Source organism: Corynebacterium sp. ZY180755, assembly GCF_054331495.1.
The window spans coordinates 686964-707118 of the sequence record NZ_CM135811.1; the positions used below are offsets into that span (position 1 = coordinate 686964).

Consider the following 20155-nt stretch of genomic DNA (forward strand, 5'->3'; position numbering starts at 1 on the left):
TACACCTGAAAAGTGAGACAATAGGTGACATGTCGAACGCAAAGAAGAATGGATACGTTGATCCGGCTTGGCCAACCCACGTTCCTGGCGATGGCCACGCCGTAACCGAGCTCCACGCAAAGATTGCTGGCGCTTACAGCCCTTACGGTGAAGTTGAGTTCCCAGTACCAGCTGAGGAACTCGGTTACGTTCACCCTTACACCCGCATTAACAAGTAACTGCAACTTTTTAGTGCACTAGCCTCGCGTTTGCTGACGCGAGGCTAGAGGTGTTTGCCGGCTGCCACAGCTAGCTGTCTTCTTGTCTAGGGAAGAGCCAAGAAGGCATGACTATATACGCAGTTCCTCCTGGATTTCATTTAGGTCTCTTCCCAACAATGGGGCTGCCTCAAATCACTCGGCTCTGGCTGACAAAGATTAAGCAAAACCCCGTATCAAGGTTAATTACTTGGTTCTCGCACTTAGCGCTTTAAGACCGCGGGCAACCACATCAGGCTTGCGTTTAGTTTTGGCGCTTCACTTGGCTCATGGCACTCCATTCTTGCCTCCTAAACGTCGCTACAAGAATTGTTTGATGGGCAGCCATACTAGCGGGTTTACCACAAATCTTGGCTCAGCTGCCTAGTCACATTGTGCGGGGCAAGCAACAACGCGATCAGCCGATTAATGAAGACTCTCTAACTGTTTACAACCATGACCTAAGTTGTGACGCTACCTATGCGGCCCCCTCTGCGTCAGCATTAGTTAACAGGACAGGGCGTGAAGTTATTCGCAATCATCCACGCTCCGGGGTTTTCATAGGTTGGCAAGACCATGGGAAATAACATTCCTACCAGCAGCGCTGAATGGGGCAGAGTCACGTGATAAAGGGGCAACGATACGAAGACCGTAACCCATGGGTTACGGTCTTTGCTCCAAGCGCGTGCGCAGTTAAGGCTTAGTGTTCAACAGCTTTCTCTACACCTACACCGGTCATGGAACGGACTTCCATCTCTGCTGCCTTCTCAGGCAGGTTGTCTGGCTTACCAATCAGCGTACCTACGATGCCCATGATGAAGCCTGCAGGAATTGCAATGATAGACGGGTTGGTCAGAGGGAAGATATCGAAGTCAGCGTTCGGGAACAGTGCGGTCTCAGAACCGGAGAATGCTGGGGATAGAACGATAAGGACGATTGAGGTCAGCAGGCCCGCGTAGATGGAGCAAACTGCGCCGGTGGTGTTGAACTTCTTCCAGTACAGGGAGTACAAGATGGTAGGCAGGTTAGCTGCAGCAGCGATACCGAATGCCAGAGCCACGAGAAACGCGATGTTCTGGCCCATTGCACCGATGCCCAGGCCGATGGCAAGAATGCCGAGCACGATAACGGTGATGCGGGAAACGCGAACCTGCTCCTCCTCGGTAGCCTCACCGTTACGGATAACGTTGTTGTAGAGGTCGTGTGCAACGGATGCGGAAGCGGTAATTGCCAGACCCGCCACAACGGCGAGGATGGTTGCGAACGCGATAGCGGAGATCACAGCCATGAAGATAGAGCCGCCCACCTCTTTAGTCAGGAGCAGAACGGCGGAGTTCACTCCACCAGGAGCAGCCAAGATAGTCTCAGGGCCAACCAGTGCAGCAGCGCCGTAGCCCATGACAACGGTCAGCAGGAAGAACAGTGCAACGATACCGGTGGTCCAGGTGATGGACTTACGAGCCTCAGCGGCGGTGGGAACGGTGTAGAAACGCATCAGAACGTGTGGCAGACCGGAAGTGCCGAATACCAGAGCCATACCCAAGGAAACGAAGTCCAGCTTGGTTAGGGTTGATTCGCCGTACTTGAGGCCTGGTTGCAGGATTGCCTCGCCATCTGGGTGGTTAGCAACAGCTTGGCCGAGCAGCTCATTGAAGCCACCACGGATTGCCCAGAAGGTAAGCAGTGCGATGATGATGGACCCACCAACGAGCAGAACTGCCTTAATCATCTGAACGTAGGTGGTGCCCTTCATGCCACCAACCAGAACGTAGACGATCATCAGGATGCCTACGATGGCAACAACGCCAGCCTGAGCTGCGGTGGAGTCAAGGCCGAGGAGCAGGGACACTAGGCCACCGGCGCCAGCCATCTGAGCAATCAGGTAGAAGAGAGTGATGGTGATGGTGGAGACAGCAGCAGCAGTACGCACTGGCTTCTGCCTCAAGCGGAAGGACAGAACGTCAGCCATGGTGAAGCGACCTGTGTTACGCAGTGGCTCCGCTACCAGGAACATAGCAACCAAGAGAGCGATCAGGAAGCCAACGGAGTACAGGAAGCCGTCGTAACCTGCGGTTGCGATAGCGCCGGTAACGCCGAGGAATGCTGCTGCAGAAAGGTAGTCACCTGCAATGGCAAGACCGTTCTGTGGGCCGGAGAAGGAGGCGCCACCGGTGTAGAAGTCAGAGCCCTTCTGAGAGGTTTGGCGGGTCTTAACCACGACGAAGGCCATGGTAGCGACAATGAAGATGACGAAGATGGCGATATTGAGCAGCGGGTTACCGGTGTCAATTTCCTGCGCCTGTGCGAAGAGGGCGGTGTTCATTAGAGTGCGCCTCCAGCTGGGTTGGTCATCTTTTCACGGATGTTCTCGGATAGTGGATCAACCTTGGAGCCCATGAACTTTACGTAGAGCCAGGTGAAGATACCGGTAGTTACGAACTGGAGGATACCGAGGGTCATGCCCAAGTTGATGTTGCCCCAGACGTAGGTAGACATGAGGTCCACGGCGAAGGTAGCGACGGTGATGTAGATCAGGTACCACGCCAGGAAGAGTACTGACATTGGGAAGGCGAAACCGCGGAAGGTCTTCTTCAGGGTCTCGAACTCCTGTGAGTCGTTCATTGCAACGAACTCAGCAGGTGGTGGCGCATGGGGTGCGCTTGCATGTTGCGACATGGTTGCCTTTCGGTAGTGGGAAGTCGGAGGGGAAACATTGCATTACTGGCACTAATGCTCGGGCACTTCGATCGGTTTGAGGAGAACACGAGGGCATGCGAACAGCGCCTCGTCAGTTGCCCTACGGTGTCAGGTTCCCTGCGAGATAGATCACTCATTGATAGTGATGTGGCTAATTACACACTATTGGCAGTGATATTGTCCCGAAAATGGTTTTGTTAAGTAGGGGAAACTTTTTAACCTAAGGATTCGCAAACTTGTGAAGGTGGGGTCTTACGTAATCACAATGCGTGGAAGTCGGATGTCTGACAACTAAATTATCTGGTCAGGAGTATTTTGGGTAAAAAAGATCACCGCCAAAGCGAAGGCTTTGACGGTGATCTTGTTAATTGCCCAGCGTGACTGGGTTACCCTCTTTAGGGGGTGCTTAAAGACCTAGAACGGTGTCAATGGTCTGGCGGTTAGCTGCGTAGAAAGCCTGGAAGTTGTGGCGGTTTGCAGCGTAGAAAGCATCTACCTGAGGCGGAACCTGAAGGCCGTAGGAAGCAAGACGCTCCTTGACGGCAGCGTAGAGGGCGTCCACAGCCAAGGTCTGTGCATTCTGGCCCGTGGCGGAAGCGGTGCGCTCAGCCTTTTTAACAACATTGCGTACGGGAGCCGGAGCGTCTGCTACAACAGTGCCAGGCACTGGACGAGCGGTAGGTGCGGAGTTCAGGCCCAGGCGTGCGGAGCAAGCTGGCCATGCCCCCCAGCCCTGGCCGGCCAGGGTCTTTTCAGCGATGAAGATCTGCTGCTCGCGGGTAGCAAGGTTAGCTGTTGGCGCGAACTGGCCGCCACCGTAAGCCTGCCAGGTGGATTGAGAGAACTGTAGGCCACCGTGGTAGCCGTTGCCGGTGTTGATAGCCCAGTTGCCACCGGACTCGCATTGTGCCAGACGATCCCAGTCAGAATCAGGGGCGGCGGATGCGGTTGGTGCAAATAGGGCGGAAGCGGTACCCACAGCAACGGTGGAGGCTGCGAACTTTGTAAAAGCTGTTGCGGTTGCAGTCTTGCGTGCGTGACGTGCCATAAAAGAAAGTTTCCTCTCGTAATCTCGCCTGTATCAACGGATCAACGTTAGGTAATCGTTTGAGCGTTGGCCCCTGCCTGCTTTTGAGTTGTCTATATGGTTGATGGTTTTGAAGTTGTGAGAAACAAGAAACCATCGCGGTCAAGTACTTCTCTTGCACCTTGAAAATCGTGTGCTGTGCTGACGCTCAAGCAGGGGACTGGCGAAACGTTCAGCAGCTCCACGGGTGCCTGACATAAAACTGTAACGCTTTGTAACGGTTGTGTCACGTTTTGGTTTTCTTGGCGTACGAAGTTCCGAGAGTTTTCTTGAAGTTTACGCAGGTAGAAGGAGTATATTAATTTTTCTGTGAATTTGTAACATTTTGTTATTTTGCCTTTATTTGGCCACTGACGTGCTCTTTTTTGTGAAGGAATGAGATTCATGGGATTCAAGTGGCGTGGCAGGCTTTTGCTGTTATATAGTTATCGTTTCATCACCGCTTCGGCGTCGGTTTCGAAGCGGAATAAAACTCTTCTCCGCACGGTAGTACTAAGTGTGGGGTTTAATTTTTATCTACCCCCTGGGTGGCTCGGGAGAAAGGACGAAGCAGGTGCCTATTGGCAAAGTGAAGTGGTATGACGCGGAACGTGGGTTTGGGTTCGTCTCGAATCCCGATGGCGAGGATGCGTTTGTGGGAAAGCAAGTCCTGCCAAAGGGAGTCAAAGAACTGCAGCCGGGCCAGCGGATTGATTTTGACTACGCAGCAGGGCGCAAAGGCCCGCAGGTTCTGCGTATGTCTGTAGTGGAAGAGCCAAAGCGGCGTGTTATTCACAAGTTCAGCCCTGAGGAGCTGAACTCCATGATCTCTGATCTTGCAACGCTGCTAGAAACTAAGGTTCAGCCTAGTTTGCAGAAGGGGCGTTACCCTGAGCGCAAAGATGCCACTCAGATTGCCAAGATCCTCCGCGTTGTGGCTAAGGAGCTTGACGCGTAAAAAAATCGCCTTCCTGTTGAGGAAGGCGATTTTTCTTATTCTTGGTAGTCGTCTGCGTAGTTAGTGCTTAGTGACCACGTGGTGGAGTATGGGGTTTCTTCGCCGTTTTCATCCTGGCCAATCATGACGGAGTTAATTTCCACTACGATCAGCTTAGGCCGCTCGGTGTCTTCACCAAGAGGGTCAACGGTTGCTGGGATGTCCACGCTGGTTTGCTGGTTGGCAGTGAAGTACGTTTCATCATTAGCTGCTGGATTGTCGTAGATCTTCAGTAGCGCCCAGTCATGATCGTGAATATCCTCTGGAATGTCCAAATGAATGGTGTCATTCTCACCCACGGTGACCTTAGGGATGTCATTTTCCTGACACTCAACTCCGGGGGTGCACATTGAGTAGGGGAAAACCTCGAGCTCTTGGTCATTGACTGCTGCCTTTACTGCCACCTCTTGTGGTGGTGTATCAGGGCGGGAGTTCCACCAATTCTGGAACAGGACGCTGACAACTACTACAAGGGCAACGGCAACGATGAGACCCAAAAATTGGATCATGTTCTTGCGCTTGGTTTTACGGCTGGCCATGGGTCACATCCTACTAGCTTTGGGGAACAAAACGGACTTCGTAGAGATCCGGCCAGCGCTTGCCAGTGACATAGAAGGTTTTGCTGCCGGGCGCGGTCTGGGCAATACCGTTAAGCACATTGTTGAGTGCGGCGTCTTGAGTAGATGCATCCGCGTTGTTGGGGAGGGTGGAGGCGTCGATAAGCCCAGTGACGGAGCCGGTGGCTGGGTCGATTCGAGCGATGGTGGTGTCCATGAAGATGTTTGCGTAGACAATCTCATTGCCGTTCGCGTCAGTGGAACAGTCCAGCTCATTGATCTGGTTGAGGGGCTGGCCCTCGAGGGTGACGCTAATGCGGCTGTCCTCTGCGAACGTCTCCGGATCGAGGAATCGGAGTTGGTCGGTGCCATCGGACATAATGAGGCGGTCTTGATAAGAACATAGGCCCCAGCCTTCGCCGTCGTAGCTTACCCGTCCCACTTCTTTAAGATCGTCAGCATTGCGTTTGATGGCGGTTCCGGCTTGCCACGTCAGCTGCCAGACTGTGTCCCCGTGGCGGGTGATGCCCTCCCCAAAGAAGTTGGAATCTAAGTCATGGGAATCGGATTCCACCCCGTCCAACGTAGTGCGATAGATGTGGCTTTCACCCTGCTGCCCGGTGCCCACCAGCAACCTTCCGTCTTCTTCTGCTTCAAGGCCTTGGGTGAAGGATTGTTCGTTGAAATTGTATGTTTTGATAATTTCTACGTTCAGCCGTTCCACCGTCGCAGCTTCCGGGGAGGTTGGGGCGGAAGATTCGGAATCAGAAGCGGAGCATGCGGCCACCGCGCCAGCAGAAATAATAGGTATGCCAATCACTGCAGTGGCTATGCGCGGGATCTCTCGGAAGGTCATGTTACCCATGATGCCTAACAACTGTGGTTTTCCCAAGGTAGTGTCCTAATTAACTAAAAAGGTATGGTTGCTACCGAAAGTAGCAGTCTAGGTAAGAAATAATAGAGCCCGTGTCCAGCAGACGAAACCGCAACAGAAATGCCTCCGGCCCTCTATTGAGCTCAAAGGCGATTGAGGTCGCCCGCCGTGCACTCATTGAATTAGGTGAGGGTAAAGTCGGCCGCCATATCGGCGTGGGCCACATTGGCAAGCATGTAGCCACCCATCGTTTTGCCGCAGAGGTTGCCGGCTACAACGGTTGGGAGTGGAACGCTGTTGTGGCGGTTGCTGATGGGACGAACTGGATCACGGTCAGTGAACTGGCATTGGTGCCTGGAGGCAAGGCGCTGCAGGCACCTGAGTGGGTGCCCTATGAGGACCGCGTGCTGCCGGGTGACTTGGGGCCTACGGATTTCCTGCCACCGGCAAAGGATGATCCGCGCCTGACTCTGGTTAATGAGGATCGGGCGTTCGACCAGGCGTCGGAAAAGAAATTGACGCACTACGGTCTGGAGACGACGAGGCGACGCTGGGGTAGTGGTGATACCGGGCCAAACTCGCTGTTTGCAAAGAACTCACGGTTGAAGTGCGCAACGTGTGCCTTCTTCGTGCCGCTCAGTCAGCCGCTCGATACGTTCGGTGCGTGTGTGAATGAGTTCTCCGCGGACGGGTCTGTGGTTGCCCATGATTACGGCTGTGGCGCGCACTCGGCTACTCCGCCCACGGAGCCACTGAGCAATAATTCCGCGGTAGCGTTCGATGATGAAAAGACTTTGGAGATCTAACGCCTATAACAAGTAGGGTGTCTCTGCAGCTTAAAGGTTATTACCAGTTTGGGTGCAGAAAACTTTCAGTGTTTTGCATGTCTTTATCTATCAAGGGGTAGAAAAGGTGTTACCCCTTAGCTTTTCAAAAACCCTAGTGAAGCTGCATTTTTGTCAATAAAGCACGCATAACGTTTGAAAACGCCAGTTCAAGGTGCAAGTCTATTACCTGAGATTATTCCTTCGTTCTCATGTACTTAGATTTATCTTGGAGAAGTCAATGGCATCTGCGTCCTCCACCACACCTCAGGGTGCTCTGGACAGTTACTTTAAAATCTCCGAGCGCGGTTCCACTGTTGGGTCTGAAATTCGCGCCGGAGTGGTCACGTTCTTCGCGATGGCCTACATCATTATTCTGAATCCACTGATCTTGGGCGGCATCGAGGATGTCAACGGTAAGATCTTGGGCACTGCTCAGGTCGCTGCAGCCACCGCATTGGCCGCTGGCGTCATGACCATCGCCTTTGGCCTCATCGCGCGTTACCCATTCGGTATCGCGGCTGGCCTAGGCATCAATACCCTCGTTGCTGTAACCATGGTGTCGACTGAGGGGCTGAGCTGGGAAGAAGCCATGGGCCTTGTGGTCTTGGACGGTATCATCATTGTCGTTTTGGCTATTTCCGGTTTCCGCACCATGGTGTTCGAAGCAATCCCAAAGCCAATGATCGCGGCCATGAGCGTTGGTATCGGCATGTTCATCACCCTGATTGGTCTGGTGGACGCGGGATTTGTTACCCGTCTTCCTGACGCCGCGATGACCACCGTTCCGGTGGGACTGGGCCAAGGTGGCTCCATCTCTACCTGGCCTACTTTGGTATTCGTCATTGGCCTCGTTATTTGTGGCACCATGGTGGTCCGCAACGTGCGTGGTGGCCTGTTTATCGGCATTGTTGTCACCACTATCATCGCCATGATCGTGGAGGCGCTGACCGGTTCCGGATCATCCGCTGACAACCCTGGTGGTTGGTCTCTGGCTGTCCCCGTCATTCCAGACTCCCTAGGTGGTATCCCTGACCTCTCCCTCGTAGGGGATTTCTCCCTGTTTGGTGCATTCACCCGCGTTGGCGCGTTGGCAGCAACCCTGCTGCTCTTCACTTTGGTTCTGGCAAACTTCTTTGACGCCATGGGCACCATGACCGCGCTGGGTAAGCAGGCCAACCTAGTTAATGAGCAGGATGTTTTGCCAGACATGAAGAAGGCTCTGGTGGTTGAAGGCTTTGGTGCAGTTGTTGGTGGTGGCGTATCTGCTTCCTCAAACACTGTCTACGTTGACTCTTCCGCTGGTATCGCAGACGGTGCGCGCACCGGCCTAGCAAACGTTGTTACCGGCCTGCTGTTCCTAGGCGCGATGTTCCTGACCCCGCTCTACTCTGTGGTTCCTATTGAAGCTGCGGCACCAGTTCTGGTTGTTGTTGGTGCGCTGATGATTTCTCAAATCAAGGATATTGACTTCTCCCAGTTCCACATCGCATTCCCGGCTTTCCTGACCATCGTGATCATGCCGTTCACGTACTCCATTGCTAACGGCGTTGGTGTGGGCTTCATTGCTTTCACTGTGATGGCAGCAGCTGCCGGTAAGGTCAAGGAGATCCACTGGATCATGTGGCTGATCTCCGCTCTGTTCATTGTTTACTTCGCGTCAGATCCAATCATGAACGCCCTCGGCTAACTCATCTCGTTCTTTGACCTCCAGCTCCTAGGGGCTGGAGGTTTTTGCGTTGTAGGATATCGGGGTGCACATTACTGATCCCTCCGATTCCCGCCTTAATGATTTCCGTAACCTCAAGCGCAATGAGCGTGGTGGTCTGGTTATAGCTGAAGGACCACTGGTCATTGGACGATTGTTGAGGTCGCGCTTCCCAGTGCGCCGGATTGTCGGTTTCCCCGATAAAGTTGAGGCCTTTCTTGCGGATAACCCAGTGGGGGACACCGTGGAAGTGCTCACGCTCGATAGAGAGACCCTCGCCGCGGTGGCTGGCTACGACATGCACCGTGGGCTGCTGGCGTCGGCAGATCGTCCCGAGCCGCTGAGTATCGCCCAAGCCATCAGCGGTGCGCACACCGTGGTTGTGCTGGAGGGCGTAGGTGATCACGAGAACATCGGCTCCATGTTCCGTAACGGAGCGTCGATGGGAGTTGATGCGGTGCTGTTTGGCAATGGCTGCGCGGACCCACTGTTTCGCCGTAGCGTTCGCGTGTCCATGGGGCATGTGTTGGGCACGCCGTTCGCCCACTTTGAGGGCAAATCCACCAATTGGCACCACTCCATGGCCGAGCTGCGTGAAGCAGGCTTCCGTCTGGTCTCTTTAACACCTGATGAGAACGCTGAGCACCTAGCTTCTGCGCTTGTCGACGACGCCGGCAACCCTTACGAGAAGGTGGCTCTGCTCGTTGGCGCCGAAGGGCCGGGGCTCACCGAGCGCACCATGCGCTACACCGATGTTCGCGCGCGCATCCCTATGGCGCCCGGAACTGACAGCATCAACGTGGCGACGGCTGCAGCCATCGCGTTCTATGAACGCGCGCGCAGCCTAGTCTTCTAACACGTTGTCATCCAAGCCGTTCCTCGGCTTGGATGGCCGGTCTGAGTGCCGAATCTTATCGCCTAAAATGCTTGCCCCACGCGCGACCGCGGTGCCTAGGATGCGGGCAATCCTACGCGCCTTAACCGAGGCGGAGTCCACAAAGCGTACAAGCTCATCACCATCGGGTCCTTCTGCGTCGTAGTCCTCGTAGTCGTCGTAATCATGCTTGGATCCGATGCCCAGCTTGGTGGTGGACACCGCAGTGACCTCATCAATACTCGCGGTGGATTTCGCGCGCGGAGTGATCTTGGGCTCAGGGCGTCCGTCGATGGCGTAGGCAACCACATTCACATCCGGGCTCGTTTCTGGGTCGAATCCTAGCCATGCTCGCTGAGCCTCAGCGACCAGATCAATTGGAAAGAACGGAAGCGCAATGCCACCCTGCGGCTCGGCCTTTTCCCCTGCCCAGTAGGGAGCCTCAAAGGGTTCAGGCAAACCATGATCCTCATACACCCTGGCCCTGCGTGCGGAGAAGCACCGGCGCAAGTTTCCTCCCGACCAGTGTGCAAACCCGCCTACACCCGTCTTGTCGTTGACTGCAAAGGCGTAGACGTCTGCTGCTGGGAAAGAGTTGCGCAGCTTAGGGTCGATTTCGCTGAGGAGAGTAGCGTCTTCAATGACCGTCTGCACAATGGCGACGCCCGGCAGGCCGGCGATGTAGAACTCGCCTTTGGACGCTTGCGCCGAGCGGTTCAGCGCAAATTGGCCGATTGGTGTGATGGGCCACGAAGGATTTAGTTGGGCCAAATACTTGCGACCGAATCCGCGATCTGCCTTAGGGGAGGAAGCAATCACCTTGGCTGGTTCGGCGGCAGTGACAAACCACAACGTCACTACCGCATGGTGGTCAGTGCCTAAATAAAGATCATCGTCTGCGGCAGAAAACACGGCGTCACGTCCTTGCATAAAGTTCGTACACAATACACCTAAGAAGTTTATAGAAGCACCCCTGCTCAGCGCCCCAGAAACGCCAAAGACCACGGTTTTATCCGTGGTCTTTGGTGCATTACTTGCGTGGGCGCTTGGTGTTAGTACGGACGCCCAACAGGACATCCTCCCAGTGAGGGGTCACTGCCTTACGCTTGCGCTTTGTCGCCGGCTTGGAATCAGGGTGTTGGAGGAATTCATCGCCCTCTACCTCTTGAGTCTCATCGGCCAAGTGTTCATCCGTGACCACAGGGATATCGTCTCGAGTAGTGTCCGTTACTGGCTCACGCTCATCGTCGTGGCTAGTGCCAGGGCCAATGAGGGCGTCCAAACCACGAGGTGCTTCGTTGCTGCGACCAACTGGGCTTAATGTTCGCACTGGCTGAGCGAAGTCAGGGTCGATGAGATCCGCCGCAATGCCGTTGCGGGCAACAGCGGTGGCACTGGACATGCCGTGACGCATGAATGCCCACTCCGCAACGTTTTCAGACAACCCAGCTTTCCAGCTCATCTTAATGACCCACTGTCCAGCAGGATCCTTGTAGGAGTCCCATTCAGTGGTGGTCAGGTCAAGGCCACGGGCAGCGAAAGCAGTAGCCAGCACCTCCCAGAGTGTGAGCTTTGCTGGGCCGTCATCACGTACTGGGTGTGCTTGCTTTGCCATCTGAGCGATGCGGGCACGCTCCAAAAGAACAGGATGCGCATAGGCCTCAATACGGGCTTCAGTCACCCCGTTTTCCTCAGCCAGTTCTGCTACAGACGCACCACCGCGGACCTTTTCCTGGATCTCGCGTGGGCGCATCTTTAGAGGCGTGGATACGCGTGGATCTACCTCACGCTGAGGCCGTGGCTGACGAATTGCGACTGGTTCAGCAGGTTTTTCCGATGCCTCTGCCTCCGCTGACTTTCCCGAATCTTCAGGCTCCGCTTGCGGAGGCTGCTCGTCATCGACAGGTTGCGCCGGGGACTCTTCGGTGGTGGGGGTGTCGGAAGGCGACTCGCCCAAGAGAGTGGCGCGGAGGGAATCATCTACAGCAAGAAAGAACTGCTCATCACCATCAACGGCGCTAAACACCAAAGACTCGCGAGTGGACTCGCTCGGACTGAGAATCAGTTCCCTCATGCTAGAAAACTCCCTTGTACGAATAAAAGGAAGAGCCCAAAGGCCCTCCGGTGGCCAACGTGACGGCCACAATCAACGCTGCGTTCGATCCAACAATAACCCATGTTGGAGCCCATTTGCGCAATTGGGGCAGGAAAACTAGTTGAAGTGAACAAAGTTAAAGCTGGTGCTAAACCCTGAAGGGTTTTAGCACCAGCTTCACGCTGACTTACTGTGCGGCGTAGCCGTTGTCGAGAACGTGATCAATAGCCTTGGTCAGAGTCTCAATGTCTGCAGAATCAATCGCAGGGAACATACCGATGCGTAGCTGGTTACGGCCCAGCTTGCGGTATGGCTCAACATCCAAGATGCCGTTAGCGCGCAGGATCTTCGCCAGCTTCGCGGCATCGATGGAATCATCAAAATCGATGGTGCCCACAACGAGGGAACGCTTAGCGCGCTCAGCAACAAATGGAGTGGTTTCTGCGCGCTGCTCAGCCCAGGTGTACAGGATGTCAGAAGACGCGGTCGTGCGCTTGACCATGCCATCGAGACCACCATTGTCATTCATCCAGGCAACCTGGTTCTCAAGCATGAGCAGGGTTCCCACAGCTGGGGTGTTGTACGTCTGATTCTTGCGGGAGTTCTCCACTGCCGTCTGCAGGTTCAGGAATGCAGGGATGAAGCGATCAGAGGAATTGATTTTCTCAATGCGCTCGATTGCGGCAGGGCTCATTGCGGCCAGCCAGATTCCGCCATCGGAAGCGAAACACTTCTGAGGGGAGAAGTAATAGACATCAGCTTCCTGCATATCCACTGGCAGGCCGCCAGCGCCGGAGGTTGCATCGATAACGATCAGGGAGCCCTCAGAGCCGGATGGGCGAACGACAGGAACCATCGCGCCGGTGGAGGTCTCATTGTGAGCCCAGCCCAGAACGTCGCAGTCGTCCATGGCAACAGGATCTGGGGCGTCGCCAGCGGATGCCTCGATCACGGTTGGGTTCTCCAACCATGGAGCCATCTTTGATGCCTTTGCGAACTTGGAGGAAAACTCGCCGTAGCTTAGGTGGCCAGAGCGCTTTTCAATGAGCCCAAAGGTAGCAGCGTCCCAGAACGCGGTAGCGCCGCCGAGTGAGAGGACGATCTCGTAGCCATCAGGCAGATTGTAGAGGGAAGAAAGGCCTTCACGAATGCTGCCAACTACGTCCTTGACCGCGGCTTGGCGGTGAGAAGTTCCGATGATGGTGTCTTGGCCGTAAACGATTGCCTGAATCTGCTCAGGGCGGACCTTGGATGGGCCACAGCCGAAACGTGGGTCAGCTGGGATGAGTTCAGATGGCAACGTTGGGAACTGATCGCTCATATCTTGCGCTTTCTTGGGGTCCATGGTGCTGTGCTGGCACCAAATCATGGATTAACTATGGAGTAAGAGGTAAGGAAACAATTGGGCGAAGTGCCGTTCCTCAATTAAACAGTGAGTTGCCTTAACAATTCACGGTTAAACGGGAATCTTACGCCCTGAATGTTCGAATCTTCTACAGTTCTTCTGTTATTTTTTGTAAATTATCACCCGTTTGGGGCAAGGGGAGTTGTGGCGCCTGAATCAGTATCATTCACACAGCTTTGTAAAGTTTAAGGTTGCGGTGAGTGGGGTGAGTGTCTAGCGGTAAAACTGCGGGATGTGCCGATAGACGGGGGAGCCGCAAGGCGTCAGAAGTGAAGCCTTGCGAAGTAAATCTTGAAAAAATGTTGGTTGGGTCACAAAATTTGATAGACTGTGCACTATCCCACGAGGACGGTGTGATTTTTAACTGCCGTTCAGTCCCCAAAATGACTTCCGGCTAGCACGGGAACGTGCTGGTTAACGCCAGAGGGGAAGTAAGTTATCGTGTGGTGGAAAAACTTGATAAAACGTAATAGGGAAGCATTGCTCATTGCTCTTTCCTTACCTCTACAACGCTGGCGTGAATTACAGAGTATTTTGGTAGTGGAAGGGCAGTCGGCTACCTCGAGGTGGCCGATTTTGTGTGTCGTCACTGCAGAGCATCTTGCGGTGTCGGCGTCCCTAATGAGCGATGCTCGTTGCCTTTATTTACCTTAAGAAGGCAGTGGGATCTCTAAGACTCAAATTGCATATCATCTGTCGCTTCGAGGATCTCGGGGTGGCAAGACTATTCACATAGATTGAAAGGGAAGCTGTGGCTAACGAAAACAAGGCTGTACTCCATTACCCTGGTGGCGAGTACGAGATGGACATCATCAAGGCTACCGAGGGCAATGACGGCGTCATCCTCGGTAACATGCTCAGCGAGACCGGTCTCGTAACCTTCGACCCAGGCTATGTATCCACCGGCTCTACCGAGTCCAAGATTACCTACATTGACGGTGACCAGGGCATCCTGCGCCACCGCGGTTACGACATCGCTGATCTGGCTGAGAACGCAACCTTCAACGAGGTTTCTTACCTGCTGATCAAGGGCCACCTTCCAAACCAGGAAGAGCTGACCAAGTTCAACGATGAAATCCGTCATCACACCCTGCTGGATGAGGACTTCAAGTCCCAGTTCAACATCTTCCCACGCAACGCACACCCAATGGCTGTGCTTGCTTCCTCCCTGAACATTCTCTCCACCTACTACCAGGATCAGCTCGATCCACTGGATGAGGAGCAGCTGGACAAGGCTACTGTTCGCCTCCTGGCTAAGGTCCCAATGCTCGCTGCTTACGCGTACCGCGCATCTAAGGGCCAGCCTTACATGTACCCAGATAACTCCCTCAACGCGCGTGAGAACTTCCTGCGCATGATGTTCGGTTACCCAACCGAGCCATACGAGGTCGACCCAATTCTGGTTAAGGCTCTTGACAAGCTTCTCATCCTGCACGCTGATCACGAGCAGAACTGCTCCACCTCTACCGTTCGTATGATCGGCTCCGCACAGGCAAACATCTTCGTTTCCATCGCAGGCGGCATCAACGCACTGTCCGGCCCACTTCACGGTGGCGCAAACCAGGCTGTTCTCGAGATGCTCGAGGAGATCCACGCAAACGGCGGCGACGCAACCGACTTCATGAACCGCGTGAAGAACAAGGAAAAGGGCGTTCGCCTGATGGGCTTCGGCCACCGCGTGTACAAGAACTACGACCCACGCGCTGCCATCGTTAAGAAGACCGCACACGAGATCCTCGAGCACCTCGGTGGCGACCCAATGCTGGACCTGGCAATGGACCTCGAGAAGATTGCTCTGGAAGACGATTACTTCGTATCCCGCAAGCTGTACCCGAACGTGGACTTCTACACCGGCCTGATCTACCGTGCGATGGGCTTCCCAACGGACTTCTTCACCGTTCTGTTCGCAATTGGTCGTCTGCCAGGCTGGATTGCACAGTACCGCGAGCAGCTCGCAACCACCACCAAGATCAACCGCCCTCGCCAGATCTACACCGGCGAGCCACTGCGCAAGGTAACCCCTCGCAGCGAGCGCTAAATCTTGCCACGCTAAGCCCTTGCCGGCCTAAGCGTTAACCCCATGGGCCAGCCACTTCACTGCGAAGGTGGCTGGCCCATTTTGGTAGTTTGATGTCATTTACTGCAATAATTGTTAGTTGAAACTTTTACCTAATACTCAAGGAGAGTATCACTCATGGAAAAGCCACAGATTGAGGTGCCAGAAGGCCCAGCACCTGAAGACATTGTCATTTATGACATTGTTGAGGGCGACGGCGCAGAAGCACAGCCAGGTGGCGTAGTTGAGGTTCACTACGTTGGCGTTGACTTTGAGTCCGGCCAGGAATTCGATTCCTCTTGGGATCGTGGCCAGAGCATTGAGTTCCCTCTGTCCGGCCTGATCGCAGGTTGGCAGGAAGGCATCCCAGGCATGAAGGTTGGCGGCCGACGCCAGCTGATTATCCCACCAGAGGCTGCTTACGGCCCAGCCGGTGGCGGACACCCGCTGTCCGGCCACACCCTGGTCTTCGTCATTGACCTCCTTGGCACTAAGTAGAATGAAAAATGATCCGGCTTAAAGCCGGATCATTTTTTGCTTTAGAACTCTTTAGTGCTGCCTGTGAGTGTCATAGACAGTAACTCGTAGTGACGGAATCGCTGTTCGCGGCCAACGCGGGCAGGATTGTTCTCTAGATCGTGTAGAGCTCGGGTGACGTGCGCGAGCACGGTGTCTGCCCAGCCTTCTGGGTCTTCGTCGGCGTTAGCCTCGGGGATGATGTCATCGATGATCTCAGAGGCCTTGAGCGCAAACGCACCCACCTGTTGTTCCTCCATCATTTGAGGTGCGTGCTCGGTGTCACGGTAGATGATAGCGGAGGCACCCTCTGGTGGGAGGGGGCTGAGCCAGCCGTTTGAGGTGGCCAGTACCTTGTCAGAAGGCAGCATGGCCAGCGCGCCACCGCCGCAGCCCTGACCCAAGATAACGGAAACCGTTGGGACGTCTACATACACCAATTCGCCCAGGGTGCGGGCAATGGAACCTGCCATGGCATGCTCCTCAGCATGCTGGGAGAGTTCGGCCCCGGGGGTATCAATAAAAGAAATAAGCGGGATCTGTAGATCGTGGGCCAAAGCAATGCCGCGTCGGGCGAAGCGGAGGGCCTCTGTGCCCATCTCCACGTCTGCATGTGGCTTCTGCGAATGACGGTCCTGGCCGATAATAACCACCGGACGTCCTCCAATGCGGGTGAGAGCCACCTGAATTGCGGGGGACTTACGTCCGTCACCAGAGCCGGATAGCGAAATTACATTTTCTTGGCCGATCCGATCCAAGATGCTCTGCAGTCCAGGGCGTTTTGTGGATCGAGTGGTCTCAATGGCAGCCCACGTGGACTCAGGCTCAACTAGCTCGGCTTCTTCAATCTCTGGAGGGGTAGCGTAATCGCGTGGAGAAAGTAGAACACGCGCCATCTTCTCGATAGCCAAGCGAAGCTCAGAAGGGGAGATTACGCCGTCGATGATGCCTTTGTCTGCCAAATTCTCACCGGACTGGACTCCGTCTGGGATTGGGGTTCCGGTGGTTAGCTCGACCACGCGAGGGCCCAAGAATCCTAGGAGAGCCTCAGGCTCTGCAAAGGTCAAGTGGCCAGCAGAACCCCAGGAGGCCATCACGCCACCGGTGGTTGGATTGCGCAGATAGACCAGGAATGGAAGGTGGGCTTCCTTGTGGCGGTATACAGCGGTGGTGATGGAAATCATCAGAGCAAAGGCTGGGGAGCCCTCCTGCATTCGCGTTCCACCAGAAGAAGGGGAGATCAGCAACGGAAGGGACTCTGCGGTGGCGCGATGAATTCCCTTGATGATGCGCTGGGCAGTAGTAGCGCCGATAGAACCACCGAGGAATCCGAACTCAGATAAAACAACAGCCACGCGTTGGCCAGCTACCAGGCCTTCACCGGTGACGACGGCCTCATCCACGCCAGTCTTCTCTGCTGCCTTAGCGAGCGTGGCCTTGTAATCGTCGGAGATATCCCCGTACTGAGGGGGAGTGTCCCAGCTGACAAAAGAACCGGGGTCCAAGACTTCTTCAATTAATTGTTTCGCGGAAGTTCGTGTCATACGTACTACCTTAGCTGGCATTTTGGGCACAATCTGAAGAACGCCGTGACGAGTTTTAGCCAAAAGGTGTTCAATGGTGTCCATGAGCAACTACACCGAAGTACCAGTTTTCGAACTCAACGACGGGCGAGAAATGCCCGCTGTGGGATTTGGCACCTACAAGCTCACCGGTGACCAAGCTGTCAGTGCCACGCGTTCGGCTATTGACGCTGGGTACCGTCACATCGACACCGCGGTCTTGTACGGTAACGAGGCCGAAGTAGGCGCAGCAGTCAAGGAAGCCATCACCGCAGGGGATACCACGCGTGAGGAACTTTTCATTAATACCAAGGTGTGGCACGACCATCACGAGAAAGCCAAGACGATCGATAGCGTCAAGCAGTCCCTGTCTGCCATGGGACTCGACTACCTAGACAGCGTGATGGTGCACTGGCCATGGCCGCAGGGAGGAAAGTTCCTCGAATGCTACGAAGGCCTTCTAACATTGCGTGAGCAGGGTCTTATTAAGTCCGTAGCAGTAGCTAATTTTTATCCTGAGGTCCTGAAGGAGCTGATTGATGCAACCGGCGTGGCTCCAGTGCTCAATCAGGTAGAGCTGCACCCAGGCTTTTCCCAGAAGCAACTGAGAGATTTCCATGCTGAGCATGGCATCATTACTGAAGCGTGGATGCCCATCGCACGGGGCAAGCTGGTCGATGAACCTGCAATCGTTGAAATTGCGGAGGCCGCGGGCAAGTCCGTATCCCAAATTGCGCTGCGCTGGGAATACCAATTAGGAGTATCTGTGGTGCCAAAGTCTGGCAATCCCCAGCGTCAAGCTGAAAATATCGATATCTTTGATTTTGAACTCAGTGAAGATCAGATGTCTGCTATCACCGCCCTCGACCAGACGGGAGGCAGGCTATCCGGTGATCCACTGACATTCCCAGGCGAAGGCTAAAACCAAAAGATAGAGGATAACGTGGCTGAACTCATTGCGGAACTAACCAACCTACGCATCGAGCAGGAAAACAAGGTACGCATTATTACCATTGTTCGCGACGAACGTAGGAATGCCCTCAACGAAGACATTTGTAACGGCATTGCTGATGCGGTTGACCAAGCCAGCAAGGACGCAGAAACAGATGACTCCGTTCGCGTGGTTATGATTCGAGGCGAAGGAAAAGCCTTCTGCGCGGGTGCTGACCTTGGATCATCCACGCCAACAGAAGGCGCCGACGGCGCAGTCTATGGCGGCGGCTTCCACGATGCACTGTGGCGCATGCTGCATTCCATCACCCATGCCAGCATCCTCGTCGTGGGAGATGTTCAAGGGCCAGCAGTAGGCGCAGGATCCCAGCTCTCCCTTGCTTGTGATCTCATCTTTGTGGGAGAGGACGCGTGGTTCGGTGTACCGGCGGCGCAGCTTGGTTTTGCTCTGGATGCATGGACGATCAACCGTGCGAAGGATCTTCTAGGTGGTGCTAATGCGCGCCGGGTTCTGTTGGGTGCCGCCCGTGTGACCGCTCAGCAGGCTTTAGACGCTGGTTTTGCCTCTGGCCTCGGCACCTCGGAACACGCCATGGCGTGGGCGCAGAAGCTGGCGAATAATGCCCCGTTGTCCGTGTACTCACTAAAGTCCGGGTTGAATACTAATGACGCTAGTTACTCGCTGACGCAGGAGCAGCAAGAGCTTTATGACCTCTGCTGGGCGAGCGAGGATGCGGCGGAAGCTCGCTTGGCTCGTAAGGAAAAGCGAGATCCGGAGTTTAAGCGTCGCTAAAAATTAGAAATAGGGAATTTGCACCAAACTCACCGTAACTCAGAAGGGATGCGGTGAGTTTTTGCTTTGCATAGCGTTGATTCACACAGAGCGGCTAAGGCAACAGCGAAGGGATTGTATACAACATTGCCGGTGAGTGAGTTTATTTTCACGCCTTGACAGATAAGTATTCTTTGCAAAACTACTCTTAACAACTTTTGCAAAGCAGGTGTGGCGTTGGTCATGGGGGTGAGTGACGCGCCGCACAAATGCCACTGTAAGCGTGTGGTGGGGGTAGTAGAAAATCTGCGAAATCTTAAATTATGTGGAACAGTTCACAATTGCAATGTGATCGCGGTAACTTTTTCGCATGGCGAGCTTAGTGGCCCGTATCTGATGTCTGCGAAGAAGGCTACGTGCCTTTTCAGCATGAGATTCGGGGGATTCATTGTCACGCCGTTTCCAATTCTCGGATTAGTGACAGCAAGCACAACACATTTCGCCGCAACGAAATCTATCCATATGCCCTCAAAAATTGGAGTGTGCCCGGAGGCTAGACCTTCCGCGGTGCACCGCCAGGTCTTTTTAAAGAAAGGGAGGATCTGACATGAGTGCACATCCACCAGCGGGACAATCAACCCGCCGCGAACCAACTGCAGCGCAATGGCGTGAAATGCAGAACAGCTCGGAATTTCAGGATCTTAAGAAAACATTCCGCTCCTTCGCGTTCCCAATGTCTATCGCATTCTTTGTGTGGTACGTGTTCTACGTGGTACTCGCCACCTACCAGCCAGAACTGATGGGTAAGGACATGTTCCTTGGGATGAACCTAGGAATCTTCCTAGGCATCCTGCAGTTCGTGACCACATTCATCATCACCGCGGTATACATCAAGTTTGCAAACAAGAATATTGAGCCAAAGGCTGCTCGTATTCGCGAGATTATGGAAGGCTAAGGAGGCGAAC

General features: G+C 54.4%; 19 protein-coding genes. 10 read left to right on the plus strand and 9 right to left on the minus strand.

Going from position 1 to position 20155, the window contains the following annotated elements; all coding sequences use genetic code 11:
* The first annotated feature begins 29 nt into the window (after positions 1–29).
* Positions 30–218, plus strand: coding sequence for a hypothetical protein (locus ACXM2N_RS03125; protein WP_458489915.1), 189 nt, complete (start codon positions 30–32; stop codon positions 216–218).
* Between the two features lie 718 nt (positions 219–936).
* Here ACXM2N_RS03125 and ACXM2N_RS03130 read toward each other — a convergent pair.
* The 3 genes from ACXM2N_RS03130 to ACXM2N_RS03140 form a co-directional block, all read right to left on the minus strand.
* The gene (locus ACXM2N_RS03130; protein WP_458489917.1) at positions 937–2559 is read right to left on the minus strand and encodes a solute symporter family protein; all 1623 of its coding nucleotides are present in this window, start codon (positions 2557–2559) and stop codon (positions 937–939) included.
* Positions 2559–2912 (minus strand): DUF485 domain-containing protein, encoded by a 354-nt coding sequence (locus ACXM2N_RS03135; protein ID WP_458489919.1) that lies wholly within the window; start codon positions 2910–2912, stop codon positions 2559–2561. The genes ACXM2N_RS03130 and ACXM2N_RS03135 overlap by 1 nt, the downstream gene beginning before the upstream one ends.
* A 427-nt stretch (positions 2913–3339) precedes the next feature.
* Positions 3340–3981 carry a resuscitation-promoting factor Rpf1 domain-containing protein gene (locus ACXM2N_RS03140; RefSeq protein WP_458489921.1) on the minus strand — a complete coding sequence of 214 codons (642 nt, stop codon included), beginning with the start codon at positions 3979–3981 and terminating at the stop codon, positions 3340–3342.
* Positions 3982–4573: 592 nt separating this feature from the next.
* Between ACXM2N_RS03140 and ACXM2N_RS03145 the strand changes: the two genes are divergently transcribed.
* A complete protein-coding gene (locus ACXM2N_RS03145) occupies positions 4574–4957 on the plus strand; it encodes a cold-shock protein (RefSeq protein WP_458489923.1) in 384 nt (127 codons plus the stop codon).
* Between the two features lie 35 nt (positions 4958–4992).
* Here the strand turns inward: ACXM2N_RS03145 and ACXM2N_RS03150 are convergent, their stop codons facing one another.
* Entirely contained in the window at positions 4993–5535 is a 543-nt protein-coding gene (locus tag ACXM2N_RS03150) for a DUF2771 domain-containing protein (RefSeq protein ID WP_458489925.1), read from the minus strand.
* A 13-nt stretch (positions 5536–5548) separates the two neighbouring features.
* Positions 5549–6409, minus strand: a complete 861-nt coding sequence (locus ACXM2N_RS03155; protein ID WP_458490983.1) for a glutaminyl-peptide cyclotransferase — start codon at positions 6407–6409, stop codon at positions 5549–5551.
* 110 nt (positions 6410–6519) lie between these two features.
* Here ACXM2N_RS03155 and ACXM2N_RS03160 point away from each other — a divergent pair, with 110 nt between their 5' ends.
* The 3 genes from ACXM2N_RS03160 (at position 6520) to ACXM2N_RS03170 (ending at position 9815) form a co-directional block, all read left to right on the plus strand.
* Positions 6520–7233, plus strand: coding sequence for a DUF3027 domain-containing protein (locus ACXM2N_RS03160; RefSeq protein ID WP_458489927.1), 714 nt, complete (start codon positions 6520–6522; stop codon positions 7231–7233).
* 259 nt (positions 7234–7492) lie between these two features.
* Entirely contained in the window at positions 7493–8941 is a 1449-nt protein-coding gene (locus ACXM2N_RS03165) for an NCS2 family permease (protein ID WP_458489929.1), read from the plus strand.
* A 64-nt stretch (positions 8942–9005) separates the two neighbouring features.
* Positions 9006–9815, plus strand: coding sequence for a TrmH family RNA methyltransferase (locus ACXM2N_RS03170; protein WP_458489931.1), 810 nt, complete (start codon positions 9006–9008; stop codon positions 9813–9815).
* On the opposite strand, the gene ACXM2N_RS03175 is transcribed toward ACXM2N_RS03170, so the two are convergent.
* The 3 genes from ACXM2N_RS03175 to serC all read right to left on the minus strand — a co-directional run bounded on the left by ACXM2N_RS03175 (position 9804) and on the right by serC (position 13249).
* Positions 9804–10745, minus strand: coding sequence for a DUF6928 family protein (locus tag ACXM2N_RS03175; protein ID WP_458489933.1), 942 nt, complete (start codon positions 10743–10745; stop codon positions 9804–9806). The genes ACXM2N_RS03170 and ACXM2N_RS03175 overlap by 12 nt on opposite strands.
* Positions 10746–10863: 118 nt before the next feature.
* Positions 10864–11907 carry a septation protein SepH gene (sepH, locus tag ACXM2N_RS03180; protein ID WP_458489935.1) on the minus strand — a complete coding sequence of 348 codons (1044 nt, stop codon included), beginning with the start codon at positions 11905–11907 and terminating at the stop codon, positions 10864–10866.
* A 208-nt stretch (positions 11908–12115) separates the two neighbouring features.
* Positions 12116–13249 carry a phosphoserine transaminase gene (gene serC / locus ACXM2N_RS03185; RefSeq protein ID WP_458489937.1) on the minus strand — a complete coding sequence of 378 codons (1134 nt, stop codon included), beginning with the start codon at positions 13247–13249 and terminating at the stop codon, positions 12116–12118.
* 835 nt (positions 13250–14084) lie between these two features.
* Between serC and ACXM2N_RS03190 the strand changes: the two genes are divergently transcribed.
* Both ACXM2N_RS03190 and fkpA read left to right on the plus strand, forming a co-directional pair.
* A complete protein-coding gene (locus tag ACXM2N_RS03190) occupies positions 14085–15371 on the plus strand; it encodes a citrate synthase (RefSeq protein ID WP_458489939.1) in 1287 nt (428 codons plus the stop codon).
* 156 nt (positions 15372–15527) lie between these two features.
* A complete protein-coding gene (fkpA, locus tag ACXM2N_RS03195) occupies positions 15528–15887 on the plus strand; it encodes an FKBP-type peptidyl-prolyl cis-trans isomerase FkpA (RefSeq protein ID WP_458489941.1) in 360 nt (119 codons plus the stop codon).
* 41 nt (positions 15888–15928) lie between these two features.
* Here fkpA and ACXM2N_RS03200 read toward each other — a convergent pair whose 3' ends face one another.
* Positions 15929–17449 (minus strand): carboxyl transferase domain-containing protein, encoded by a 1521-nt coding sequence (locus ACXM2N_RS03200; protein ID WP_458489943.1) that lies wholly within the window; start codon positions 17447–17449, stop codon positions 15929–15931.
* A 73-nt stretch (positions 17450–17522) separates the two neighbouring features.
* Between ACXM2N_RS03200 and ACXM2N_RS03205 the strand changes: the two genes are divergently transcribed.
* From ACXM2N_RS03205 to ACXM2N_RS03215, 3 genes are all read left to right on the plus strand, one after another.
* On the plus strand, positions 17523–18389 hold the full coding sequence (locus ACXM2N_RS03205; RefSeq protein ID WP_458489945.1) for an aldo/keto reductase: 867 nt from the start codon (positions 17523–17525) through the stop codon (positions 18387–18389).
* Positions 18390–18410: 21 nt separating this feature from the next.
* Positions 18411–19211, plus strand: coding sequence for an enoyl-CoA hydratase (locus ACXM2N_RS03210; protein ID WP_458489947.1), 801 nt, complete (start codon positions 18411–18413; stop codon positions 19209–19211).
* A gap of 586 nt (positions 19212–19797) precedes the next feature.
* Positions 19798–20145 (plus strand): DUF485 domain-containing protein, encoded by a 348-nt coding sequence (locus ACXM2N_RS03215; protein WP_458489949.1) that lies wholly within the window; start codon positions 19798–19800, stop codon positions 20143–20145.
* The last annotated feature ends 10 nt before the right edge of the window (positions 20146–20155 follow it).